Source organism: Rufibacter sp. JT3400010, assembly GCF_054956755.1.
Map to the genome: position 1 here is coordinate 249,089 of NZ_JBUDXA010000004.1, position 12,237 is coordinate 261,325.

The 12,237-nt window shown below is 46.4% G+C and carries 9 protein-coding genes; 3 read left to right on the forward strand and 6 right to left on the reverse strand.

Features of this window, described 5'->3' with window-relative positions:
* Positions 1-183: 183 nt before the first annotated feature.
* A complete protein-coding gene (locus ACY0JR_RS06170; RefSeq protein WP_462633071.1) occupies positions 184-972 on the reverse strand; it encodes a thermonuclease family protein in 789 nt (262 codons plus the stop codon).
* 352 nt (positions 973-1,324) lie between these two features.
* On the opposite strand from ACY0JR_RS06170, the gene ACY0JR_RS06175 reads away from it, so the two are divergent.
* Entirely contained in the window at positions 1,325-2,635 is a 1,311-nt protein-coding gene (locus ACY0JR_RS06175) for an ammonium transporter (protein WP_462633072.1), read from the forward strand.
* Between the two features lie 282 nt (positions 2,636-2,917).
* Here the strand turns inward: ACY0JR_RS06175 and ACY0JR_RS06180 are convergent, their stop codons facing one another.
* Together ACY0JR_RS06180 and ACY0JR_RS06185 are read right to left on the reverse strand one after the other, a co-directional pair.
* Positions 2,918-6,586, reverse strand: coding sequence for an AAA family ATPase (locus ACY0JR_RS06180; RefSeq protein ID WP_462633073.1), 3,669 nt, complete (start codon positions 6,584-6,586; stop codon positions 2,918-2,920).
* A gap of 149 nt (positions 6,587-6,735) precedes the next feature.
* The gene (locus ACY0JR_RS06185; protein ID WP_462633074.1) at positions 6,736-8,706 is read right to left on the reverse strand and encodes a DUF262 domain-containing protein; all 1,971 of its coding nucleotides are present in this window, start codon (positions 8,704-8,706) and stop codon (positions 6,736-6,738) included.
* Between the two features lie 766 nt (positions 8,707-9,472).
* Here ACY0JR_RS06185 and ACY0JR_RS06190 point away from each other — a divergent pair.
* Both ACY0JR_RS06190 and ACY0JR_RS06195 read left to right on the forward strand, forming a co-directional pair.
* On the forward strand, positions 9,473-10,006 hold the full coding sequence (locus tag ACY0JR_RS06190; RefSeq protein ID WP_462633075.1) for a YMGG-like glycine zipper-containing protein: 534 nt from the start codon (positions 9,473-9,475) through the stop codon (positions 10,004-10,006).
* Positions 10,007-10,136: 130 nt separating this feature from the next.
* On the forward strand, positions 10,137-10,595 hold the full coding sequence (locus ACY0JR_RS06195) for a YybH family protein (RefSeq protein WP_462633076.1): 459 nt from the start codon (positions 10,137-10,139) through the stop codon (positions 10,593-10,595).
* A gap of 401 nt (positions 10,596-10,996) precedes the next feature.
* Here the strand turns inward: ACY0JR_RS06195 and ACY0JR_RS06200 are convergent, their stop codons facing one another.
* From ACY0JR_RS06200 to iscU, 3 genes are read right to left on the reverse strand one after another with little or no spacing between them, the layout of a single operon-like run.
* On the reverse strand, positions 10,997-11,323 hold the full coding sequence (locus ACY0JR_RS06200; RefSeq protein WP_462633077.1) for a HesB/IscA family protein: 327 nt from the start codon (positions 11,321-11,323) through the stop codon (positions 10,997-10,999).
* A 20-nt stretch (positions 11,324-11,343) separates the two neighbouring features.
* Positions 11,344-11,751, reverse strand: coding sequence for a hypothetical protein (locus tag ACY0JR_RS06205; protein ID WP_123127279.1), 408 nt, complete (start codon positions 11,749-11,751; stop codon positions 11,344-11,346).
* A gap of 18 nt (positions 11,752-11,769) precedes the next feature.
* Positions 11,770-12,183, reverse strand: a complete 414-nt coding sequence (iscU, locus tag ACY0JR_RS06210) for a Fe-S cluster assembly scaffold IscU (protein WP_062544368.1) — start codon at positions 12,181-12,183, stop codon at positions 11,770-11,772.
* Positions 12,184-12,237 lie beyond the last annotated feature (54 nt).

The following is a 12,237-nucleotide window of genomic DNA, read 5'->3' on the forward strand; positions in this document are numbered from 1 at the left end:
GTGGCTGGTTGTGGTTAAATAGGAGGAATATAATTGTACTTAAGCTGTTTGGTATAAGTGGGTTTAAGTACTGGCAAGTCCATCTAAGTGATAGCTGCCCTCACACGCGTCCGAGAGGCGAGCGAGTATTCCTGAAGTTGTTAGTAGAGAAAAGCCTATTTTAAACGATAATTGATTGAAAGTCTACTTCGCGCAGACTTTACAAGGCGTTCTGTTTTGGCTTTTTGCCTGGGCTATGGTAACAGTGCCGGTGCTGCTTTTGCATTGCTCAAACAGATGGCAGTTTGGGTCAAGGTGATAGGTCTTGGCGCTTTTGCTTTCGCAGAGATACGCTTTGCCGGTTCGGGAAGAAGCAGTTGCGGTTGAGGAAGTAGCCGTCTTGGCAGAAGTGGTGGATGTCTTTTTATTCTCCGGGGAAGTTGCAGCTTTAGCCGCCGCCGAACCCCTGTATTTCCTGAAATCCCAGGGAGCCACGGGCGAGGGCTGTTCCCACAAGCCCCGTTTCTCCGTGCGGGCCTCGGCTTCTAACCGCGCCAGTTCCTTATCTTTGGAGTAGGCGGCATAGTGCCAGGCAAAGCCGTTTTTCACCAGTTCATAGTTCAGGTTACGGCCATCTGGTAGAATGATCTCGCCCACGGTGCGACCGTAGCGGTCAATGTCATGCACCACCAACCCCACATTCTTCCCGAAGACCAGGTCAGAGGTGAACTCGCGGGCTCTGGTGCCAAAATCCTGGTTCTTCTCCGGGCAATCCACTCCCTGTAAACGCACCGTTAAGGGCTTACCGTCTTTCAGCAATTCAATGGTGTCGCCGTCTTTGATACCAATGACTTTGTACTGGTTTTCGGCGGGAGCCGAGGTTTCCTCCTTGACCTGGTCTTGCGAATAATCCCGGCCCTGCTGGCAGCTTACGCTGAAGAAGAGCAAAGCCAGGCAGATTCTGAAGGTAAAGAGGTTTCTGAAAAATTGCATGAAGGTCTGGTATTTAGTCATTGGCCTGATACGCAGTCCATGAGCAGATGATGTTCTCTGGAGGAAGAACAAATTTAGGCATCATGCTACTTTTTGCGCTGGCAAGTGAAACTAGGCAAATTTTGCAAAAACTAAAATACGAACCTTACATTTTATGAATCTGCTACTTGCCTGGTTTAATCTTCCAGCCTAATTATAGTTATTGAAATGAACGATTGTGAGATGTGTAAGCAAGAAGCTTAGATAATGTATTTGTGTCAATAATATGTTTTATTGAATGAAATATTTTTAACAATTTAAGAGCTTGATGATGTCTATTACTTGAACCTCATTGTAAAATCTCGCGCTTTCTATGCATACAAAACTATCTAAGATCCCGTTTGCTCTTTTAGTATTGGTGGTCATCCTGACCTTTGTTTTCCCCTCGGTGCCCAGCGGAGATGTGGCTGAAGGACTGAATCAGGCAGATACCGCCTGGATGCTGACCGCCACGGCGCTGGTTTTGATCATGACCCCAGGGCTGGCTTTCTTCTACGGGGGCATGGTGAACCGGAAGAACGTCATCTCCACCATGTTGCAAAGCTTTATCTGCATGGCCATGATCTCCGTTATTTGGGTGATTTTCGGGTTTAGCCTGGCATTTGGCGAATCAATAGGAGGCTTCATCGGGAACCCGGCCACGTTTTTTATGATGCGAAACGTGCTGGACGGTGCCCCCTGGGAACTGGCACCTACTATTCCGCTGGCGCTGTTTGCCATGTTCCAGCTGAAGTTTGCCATCATCACCCCGGCGCTTATCACGGGAGCCTTCGCCGAACGGATTCGGTTTACTTCTTACACGGTCTTTGTATTGCTGTTCTTCATTTTCATTTACGCCCCATTGGCCCACGCCACTTGGCACCCACAAGGCATCTTGTTCAACCTGGGCGTACTGGATTTTGCCGGTGGTACCGTAGTGCATATGTCGGCAGGTTGGGCCGCGCTGGCCTCCGCCATTTGCCTGAAAAGACGCCATGAAGTCAGTCATTCTCCGGCGTATATCACCTTTGTGCTAATTGGTACCGGTTTGCTGTGGTTTGGGTGGTTTGGTTTCAACGCCGGTTCTGCCATGGGCGCTAATTCTCTGGCTGCTACGGCACTGGCTACTACCATGACTGCCTCGGCGTCGGCAGCCCTGGCCTGGATTTTCTTTGATGCCGTGAAAGGCCGCAAGCCTAGTGCCCTGGGAACCTGTATTGGGGCGGTGGTAGGTTTGGTGGCCATTACTCCGGCAGCTGGTTTTGTCACCCTTCCGCATTCCATTGCCATTGGTGTCATTTCCTCCGTTATCAGTAACCTGTTGGTAGACTTCCGGTCCCGCACCAACATAGATGATACGTTAGATGTGTTCCCCTGCCACGGGGTAGGCGGTATGGTGGGCATGCTGTTGACCGGGGTTTTCGCCAGCAAAGGAGTGAACCCCGCCATTGCAGACCAAGGATTGATCTTTGGAGAAACCAGATTGTTTCTGGTACAGTTAGGCGCCTTAGTAGGCGTTTCCATCTTTGCCTTCGGAGGCTCCTGGATCTTACTGAAAGTGACCAACCTGATTGCGCCTTTGCGCGTGTCTGTAGAAGAAGAACAACTAGGCCTGGACTTGTCTCAGCACGACGAGAAAATGTAGGTGTTGGTATCAAGTAGTACGTATCACGTAGCACGATAAAACAGGAAAGGCTCCCAAGATGATGGGAGCCTTTCCTGTTTTTAGACGATTTCTGGAAAATAAAGCGAAAAGCAAACCGCTACTGGCGCGAGTATCCAGACTCCCTACGCATGGCTGGTCTCACGCATTTTACTCGTGGTTCCCGGCGAGCCTGGAGACTCGCATCATCCATAGTCACGAGACTTTAGTCTCGCGCCAGAGAATAAGAACTATGACACGGAAGTTGGTAGTTCAAATAAACTGCTACACTTCCATTCCCACATTGCTTACTACCCGTATTTTGCTGTGGCCACCGGCCTGTTTCTCCACTACTATCTGCGTGCTGATGCGTTCTTTCAGGGCTTCTACGTGGGAGATAATGCCGATCATCTTGCCGCTGGCCTGCAAACTCTCCAGCGCATCCATGGCGATGTCCAGCGTATCGGCATCCAGGGTACCGAAGCCTTCGTCTATAAATAAGGAGTGGATCTGGGCTTTGTGGCTGGCCAAATCTGATAACCCCAGAGCGAGGGCCAAACTCACCAGAAAGCTTTCGCCACCCGAAAGAGAATTGACGGAGCGGACGGCATCGCCTTGGTAGGTGTCCAGAATCTGTAGTTCCAGCTCGTTCTCGTTGCTTTTCAAGATGCGGTAACGGTCGTTGAGGCGGTGCAGGTGGCGGTTGCCAAAGTCTACCAACCGCGCCAAGGTAAGACTTTGGGCGTACTTGCTGAACTTCTTGCCATCGGCAGAGCCGATGAGGCGCATCAATCTGTCCCAACGCTCTGTTTCGCCTTTCTGAATATCTAGTTGCTGGGTGAGTTGCGCGTGTTTCTCCCGCAAAGCAGCGTCTTGCTGTAATTGCATCTCTAAGCGGGCAATCTGCGCGAGGTGCTGGTTTTTCTCTTCTTCCAGGGTATGGATGAGCGGTTGCAGTTCTTCCAGCGTCAGTTCCGTGAGGTGGCGTTCCTTTTCCGTCTGGTATTCAGAGTGGGTTTGCTGCAGGCTGTGTTCCAGTTCAGTAAGTGTTTTTTGCAGTTGTTCCTGTTCCTGGCGTAGGCGTCGGGCTTCAGAATCGGGGAGAAGTTGAGCCTCTAATTCTTCCAGCGAGGCATAGCCCAGCGGCTGAATATTGTGCTGTAATGCCGTTTTCAGTTCATTTTGTGTCTGTCTGTTGGCCTGTTGTTCTTTCTGCTTCTCGGCTAACTGATGCATAAGCAAATTCAACTGTTCCTGTTCGCGTTGCAAAGCAGCCTCAGCGGATTGCAGGGCTTGGGCAGCTTGCTGGACGGCTTGTTGCAACCGCTGTTTTTCGGCTTGCGGCTGAACACCCTCTGGCAGAAATTGGTACCGTTGTGCCCGAAGTTCCTGCAATTGTGCTTGCGCCGTCTGCAATTGTTGCTGACTTTGGCTCAATTCATCCTGCTTCTCATCCAGGCTTTTCTTGCTGCTTTTCACGTCGGCCTGGGCCTGTAGGTATCTCTCCCGAAGCTCCGGTAATTGAGCTTTCTTCTGCTGATAGGTTTGCTTGCGGATTTCCAGTTGGGCCAGCAGTTCTGCCCCGTTACTGCCGGAATAGGAGAGACCGTAAGTGCTGAAGAAGCCGCCCACAATGGCCGAAAAGACCTTTGCCTGTTCGGCTATGTCTTCCAGTTCTTCCTTCAGTTGCAATAATTGCGCATCGGCGTGGCCGCGTTTTTCAGCTGTTTTCTCTATTTCATGCCGGAAACGTTGTTGCTCAGTAAGCAGTTTCTGTTCAGCTTGGTGAGCGGCCTCGGTGCGGGAGCGCAGGGCGCGAAGTTGCTCTAAGGTGGTGGTGGCGTGTTGCCATTCCGCTTTGCGGGCGTTCCAGTACTGGTCAATGGTGTCTGAAACAGCAATCTCGTGCGCCAATTCCAGCGCGGTGTTCAGTTGCCCGAACTGGTATTGCAGGGTCTGGGCTTGCGACTCCAGTTCCTGTACTTGTGTGTGGGTGTGTTGTTCAGCGAGTTCCAGTTTTTGCACGGCGGCGGCCAATTCCCGTTCCTGCCCATCTAGTTTCTGCACGCGTTGTTGCTGGTGCCGCAGGTTCTGCTCGGCTTCGCTGAGGGTCTGCGGTTGGTGCATTTCTACGTACGGGTGGTGCGTGGAGCCACACAAAGGGCACGGCTGCTCCGGTTGCAATTGGGCGCGGGCATCTTCATACTTCTGAATCTGGCGCTGCAACTCCACAATTTGCTGCAAATCCTTCTGTTTGTCCTGGGCTTGTTCCCGCTCCGCCTGGGTTTGGGTATGCGCCGTACGTTGCTGGTGCAGCTGCTGAGTGATCTGCGCTAATTGTTGCTGTTGCTCTTGCCGACGGGCTTCCAGTTGCAGGTAGCTTTTGCTTAACTCCAACTGCTTTTCCAATTGGCTGCAAACCTGCGGCAGGCGGTGGCAAAGTTGCTCCAGGGCCTCGTGCTCCTGACCTTGCAACGCCGTTTTCGCTTGCTCCTGTAGCGTAGCCAGCAAGGTTTTCTGCTCTTTTAAGCTGTTTTCAACGGCGGTGAGTTGGGCTTGCCAGGCGGCAGTGTTTTTAGCCTCGTTTTCTGAAATGAGGGTAAAATGGGCTTGCTCTTTCTGAAGTTTGGCTTGCAGTTTCTGCACTTCCTCCAGACTTTTCAGTTCCGATTTTCCTTCGGGTAAGGTTTGTGACAGTTCCTCGTCCAGGGCATGTTCCTTGAGCCAGTCGTTCAGTTGTTTGCCCTCGGCTACCAGTTTCTGCATTTCGGTCTGCTGTTGTTCCAGCGTATTCGAAAGTTGTTGAACCTGCGCCTGAAGTTGTTGCGCCGCTTGCTCGTCTTTGGCGAATTGTGCCTGTAGTGCGGCCAGATGCGTGTCTTGTTGCAATACCTGGTCTAACCTGGGCTCAGCTACTTGCAGGGTTTGCTGCGCCTGCTGGTGAGTGGTGCGGGCAAGTTGGGTGACGTTCGTCTGCGTGGAAACCAGTTGCTCCTGGGTTGGTACTTGCTGCTGCAAAAGGCCCACCGTCTGCGCAATGGCTTGACCCTGGCGTTGCACCTCCGTGAGACGCGCCAGTTCGCTTTGGAACGGCTGGGCCTGCTCATGCCGGTTCAGTTTCTCGCGCTGCGGTTGCCCGGCTTGCTGCTGGGTTTGTGCCTGCGCGAGTTGTGTGCGGAGCTGGGTTTCTTTCTGAACCAGTTTCTGGAGGTTCTGCAACCAGATCTTCTGTTGCTGATGCTGCTGCACATGCTGGTTGGCTAGAACGGCAGAGGCCCTCAGTTCGGTTACTTCCTGGGTCAACGCGGCCCGCGTTTCTTCTGGCATAAGTTGGTCTAGTTGCAACCGCTGCTCAATGTCCTGCAGTTTCTGCTTTTCGGCTTTGGCCTTCTCGTAGGCCGCCATGGAGATCTGGGAGTAGATGCGAGTGTCGGTGAGTTTCTCCAGAAGTTCGCTGCGTTCGTTTTCATTGGCCTTCAGGAAACGGGTGAAATCTCCCTGGGAAAGCATAACGGAGCGGAGGAACTGCTGGAAATCCAGTCCGCACAGGTCAATGATGCGCTGCCGGGTCTCGGAGAGCCTGCTTTCCAGCACTTCCTGCGTGGCGGCATCCATAAGTTCCATCACGGGGCTTTGCAGCTTACCATCGGCTTTGCCGCGGCTGCGCCGAAGGTTCCAGCGGGCGCGGTAGGTTTTCCCTTCGGCCTCAAACTCCACCTCAGACCAGCACTCGCCGGTGTGGCGGGTCATGATCTCGGCTACATCCCGTCCATGGCGGGGCACCTGCCCATACAGCGCCACCGTAATAGCGTCCAGAATGGTGGTTTTGCCCGCGCCCGTAGGCCCGGTGATGGCAAACAGCCCCGATTCGCTTAAAGGCGGCTCATTAAACCGAATAAGGTGCTCGCCCTGCAGCGAGTTCAGGTTGAGGAAACGAACAGAAGTTATCTTCACGGGATTGGAGACTATGCGAGATAGTAAAGATAACAGGTTTTAGGGAAGGGGAGGAGAGTTAAGGTTTCTGTTTTGGGCAAGTTTGGAAGAAAAGAGTTTTCAAAAGAAGCGCCAGCATCTTTGAGGGTGCTAGCGCTTCTTTTTAGATTTTATAAGCTCTCAACTATTTCTGGTTTATCAATACTAAAATTTAGTTGTAATAAGTCTTTTTTGTCTAACTCCCATTCTTCAAAACTTATATCCCATCTTTTTTCCATGAAAGTAAGTAGTTCAATTCCTCTTTTAGTTATCTCTTCTCCTCCCCAATTCTCATAACAGGAGATAGCTATCTCACTATAAGAGCCATTGTAGAAACCAACCTCATCACCTTCTTTATTGATATGTTTCTTTTTAAAAGAGAAGTTTTTGTTTTGCAGTTCCGAATTTTTTGATTGATTTAATAATACCAAATTTCCTAAACTGTGTAAAAGGATGTTCTTCTCTTTCTTACTATAATTTTTGAATTGACTCTTCCAATAGTCATTATTAGGAGTTTGAGGATAAACATGTTCAATAGTATCCTCTTTTTTCCTTTTATTAAAATCACTCCACTTAACTTTTTTGTTACCTTTAGATTTCTCTTGAAGATTCAATTCGTATTCATATAAAAAGTATCTCAATCCATTCCAGCTATAAAATCCTTCTCCTTTTTTATATTGGTCTTGTACATAGCTTTTAAATTTGCTTAAGTCAAACCAGCCCCATTCTTCATCTGACCCAAATGTATGCCAATTGATATCTCCAACTACTTTTTCTATAGTTGTAGTTTTACCGTCCCAATAATTTTTTTCAAAATAGTACATATTAGCCAGTCTATAAAAATGGCTGTTCTTGGTGTTAGATGGTCTTTGAGAAACCTTAAATACTAAGAAAATGAATTTTTCAGCAGATTTTAATAGTGGCAAAAAGTCCTCCTCGTTACATTTGGTGAGTGCAGCCATAAAAAGTGGAGGGAAAGCACTCATGCCTAATCTATTTACTTTTTGTATCCATTCTTTAGTTTCATCAGAGAAATTTGAGAATTGTACATTAAATAAATAGAACCAGGATTTAATCGATTTAGATAAACTATCAATGTAGCCTTTAATGTCACTGAAATTTAGGTTTTTTGACAAAGCATTTTTTGCAGTAAACCTTTTATTTAAAAGGAATTTAGCAAATGAGTCTGATTCCTTTCTGTCATAAGTAAAGTACATAATCCAATGATTTCTTAAAAATTCATCATCGTCAAGTGGATTATCCTTGTTTTTTCCTAAATATTCATAAATAGTTTTCCAAGTTTCATTGATGTCATTTCTCAGGCGTGTTTTTGATGTATAATCAATGTCTAATAACGTTGAGAGGTAAATTAATCTATTCTTTAGTAACTCAAGAGTTGAAAGAGGCTTGCCCCTGTTATTCATTGTTTCAAAAGTTACATAAGTGTCTAACTCATCATCAATCTCATAAAAGTTGAACTTGATTTTGCTTGTAACCTTTTTAAAAATATTTTCTACTTCCTTTGAATCTAGCTTTTCAATCTTCTTATTGAAAAATGTTTTAGCAAACCTCAGGTTAGATGTATATAGTGTTTGCTCAGGGACTTTGTCAGATGTTGAGGATTCTTGATTAAGTATTCTTGTCTTAAAGAATTCATCACTTGGATTATCTTTTTCATATCCAAAAACATAAGATTTGTAGGAGTTCTTATAAGTTTGGAATAAAAATTTATTCCTCCAATGGTCCTTGCTTTTATAGTTTATATCTTCTCCTTCTTCAAAAGTCTCTAATATTTCATTAAGTAAAATAATGGAAGTTGTTAGTCTTTGTTGTCCATCTATTAAGTAATATGCTTTTAATTCACGGTCAAAAAACCATAAATCATCTTGCCACTTATCTGAATTCTCAACTGAACTTCTTTGTATTGGCTCGACAGTTAAAAGTCCTGTATAATGTACTCGGTCATCTTTCAAATTAATGATGTCTTCCCAAAAATCCTCTAATTGCTTCTCGTTCCATGAATAACCTCTTTGGTAATCAGGAATTCTGAAAAATTTTTCATTAAATATTTCAGTCATCGATTGTAGCTTGTTTTCTGCCATGGTTTTTGAGTTTTCAAATAGAATTTATTTTTTATAGGTGATTGATTGTTTTAAATAAGAAGTAAAAAATGGGAAAAAGAATAAGTCAAGCTCTAGACTTAATATGTGGAATAAGTAAATGCAGGCCTTTTTAGGAATATCAGAATATAGAAGCATCAATTTGTCACGTAGTACAGAAACTCACCCATCCGTTTACCTAACTGGAAGATAAAGTAGATGGAAAAGGCTATCAGAGAGAACTTTACATACCGGTGCTGGAGCAAATACATGTATTTCAGCATGACTTCTGAAGAGGAGATGGGTTATGGAGGAAGTAACAAGAACAAGGTATACATTCTTCAGTCAATCACAAAAATGTGGAATGGAGGAATTTCTGAGGCGTCGATTTGGACCAATATTTCAAAAGCATCTTCAAAAAGAAGGAGATCATTCCTAACAGGGGTGCTCCTGCAAAGCAGTTTATGTCTACATTCCAGAACTATCAAGGTAAGTCGTATTGCCTTGATTTATAGTCTAATTAGACCCTGCTCTTCCTTTGATTCCGGGTACTAAAGTAGCTTCTTAAATATTACTGTATCTAAATATTCCAAAATCCGTTTTAGCACCTGATGGAGGCCGATGTATGTGCCAAGAAAGTTGATAGAAGAATCATATAGCCAGAAGTGGTCTACAGCATGGTTTGGAATCGGATTTCGTTTTTGGCACGGTAGTTGGAAAGATGGAAAACATAAGAGATTAACTTTTACAGACTCTAAAAAGTACTAACATGAAAAAGCTAAGTTTAATATTCGCCTTACTGTTCTTAGTGACTGTTGCTTTCAATAATGCCCAGGCGCAAGAAAGAAAAAAATGGAGCCCACAAGCCAAAGGTGCGGTTATTGGAGCTGGTACTGGTGCTGCGGCAGGTGCCATCATCAACAAACGTAACCGGGTTGTAGGTGGTGTAGTTGGAGGTGTTGTTGGTGGAGCCGCCGGATACGGGGTTGGTAAAATAGTGGAGAACAAGAGAAAGAAGAAAGCTGCTGAGCAGGAAGCCGAGTTTAACAGAACCGTAGCCGCTAACAGAGCTTATGCTTATAGTTCCTCTAACAAATCTGCGGGTTCTGCTGCCAGAAAATCAACTTCTACTGCCGCTAAAACTGCTGCTGTTGCCGCTCCGGCTACCATGGCCTATACTGGTTACACTGCCGGTCAGCCACAGATCATGAGCATGTCTAACCTGTCTTTCTTGCCAAATGAGCACTACGGTGACTATTCTAAACCGTACGCCGATTCTGAATACAGAAGAAAAAGCTGGTAAACTGGGCAGAAGCCTGATAGTGGAAAGCCCAAGCTTAGTGCTTGGGCTTTCTTATTAGAAGTCCATAATATTTGAAACTTCTAATATTAAATCGAGTATGTGGTTTATTGATTCACTAAAATTTGGTTATATGAAATCGTCACTCGTCATGTTTGTGTTTGCGCTGTTCCTTTTCTCCTGCAAAGAAGAAAAGAAGGAGCCGGTTAACGTGCAGCAATTGGGCCAGCAATTTATAGGAGCCTGGAACAGCAAGAATTCTGCTCAATTAGATACCCTTTTAGCCGAGGATGCCCATTTTGTACAGGGGGAGGTGCATTATAACGGTAAATCTGAAGTTTCCCAGAAGTGGGTACGAGAAACCATGGGCACCATTGAAAACCTTAAAACTTTCCCGATAAGCTCCAGTGCCGATGAAAACATTGCTTTTGAAGGTGGCACCTTTTCGGTAGACGTTATTCCTTCAGACCATCAGTTACCTAAAGGAGAAGGAGAAGGAAACTACATGTTGATTTGGAAAAAGAATGACAAAGGTGCCTGGAAAATTCATTATGCCCAGTTAGAAGACCACCCAGTGCAGGTGGCTAGATAATCATCAACTAGCGTTAATTAAGAAGAGGCTTGAAAGTATACTTTCAAGCCTCTTCTTGTATAATGGGCTTAGAAAATATTCTGTTGTGCGTTGAGTTAGCGGCAGCGCTCTACGCACTTCCTGGACAGCCAATCTCCTGATTGGCGTTATGGGAAGTGCAGATGTTTTGATGGTGTTTTCAGGAAAATGTACAGGAAAAGAGCCGTTGTATTCGGCTTCAGAGTTTCGCCAATCGGGAGATCGGCTGTCCGGAAAGTGCGTAGTCAGAGACTACGCACAACAATGCAGAGGGTGCAACAAAATACAGGAGAAGTAACTTTTATGGTTGTTTTCCTAAAAACACCTATAAATCAAAAAGGCACCGCATGCGGTGCCTTTTTGATTTATGATAAATGTAGTGCTTACACAGAGAAACTGTCGCCACAGCCGCAGGTACGGCTAGCGTTGGGGTTGTTGAAGAAGAAGCCTTTGCCGTTTAGCCCGTCAGAGAAGTCTAGTTCGGTACCTGCCAGGTAGAGGAAGCTTTTCATGTCTACCACTACCTTCACGCCTTTGTCTTCAAACTCCTGGTCCATCGGCTTTACCTCGTCATCGAAGTCCAGCTTGTAAGACAAGCCAGAGCATCCGCCACCGGCTACAGAAGCTCTCAAGCGGAAGCCTTCGCCAATGTTGGCGTCGTGCATCAGCTTTTCTACTTTTTCTTTTGCTTTATCAGAAACGGTAATCATACGCGTGTCCTTTCTTTATTTTAGGAAACCGGATTCAGCACCACACTAAAAACAGTGATGGTGTTGATGTCCCGGCCGTAATATAGTTTATCCAACGCATCATACATGTTGGTCGCCCGGAAGTAGGAGGTGTTCAGTTCGCGCTCGCCCCGCGCCACCCATTGGATAGTAAAGGAGCTTTCTTGGTCACGCGACTGCCGCACATAGTCCAACATCTTCCGGAGCGCATCCACCCGGTCATAGCCTGTCACCGTATGGAACAGGAATGACTGGTGGTGCCGCGGGTTCACGGTAATCAAATCTAGGCGCATTCGGTCTTCCATGGGGCGGAAGTCAAACAGCAGCTGACTTCCCTCCATGCCCAGGTGCTCCTCAATCTGCTTCTGAATCCGGGCGCTCTCTACGTGCACATTGGTGGATACATCCATGATGCGCTCGCAGAAATCTTAGTGGTGCGACTTAGCTTCTACCAATGGCTCCAGACCGTTTTTTACGCGGTAGTCATTGATAGCAGATTTGATGGCGTCTTCGGCTAAAACAGAGCAGTGAATTTTAACCGGCGGCAAAGCCAGCTCTTCCACAATCTCCATGTTGTCAATGGCCAAAGCCTCATCAACAGTCTTGCCTTTCAACCACTCAGTGGCCAAAGAAGAAGAAGCAATAGCAGAACCACAACCGAAAGTCTTGAACTTGGCATCAGTGATAACCTGGTTCTCATCTACTTCAATCTGCAGACGCATAACGTCACCGCACTCAGGGGCACCTACTAAACCGGTACCAACGTTTGATTTTGATTTGTCCAGCGTTCCTACGTTGCGTGGGTTGCTGTAATGATCGATAACTTTATCTGAATAAGCCATGGCTTTCTTTTAATTACAAATGAATATTTATGAATCAAAAATGGGGGTTAAGTA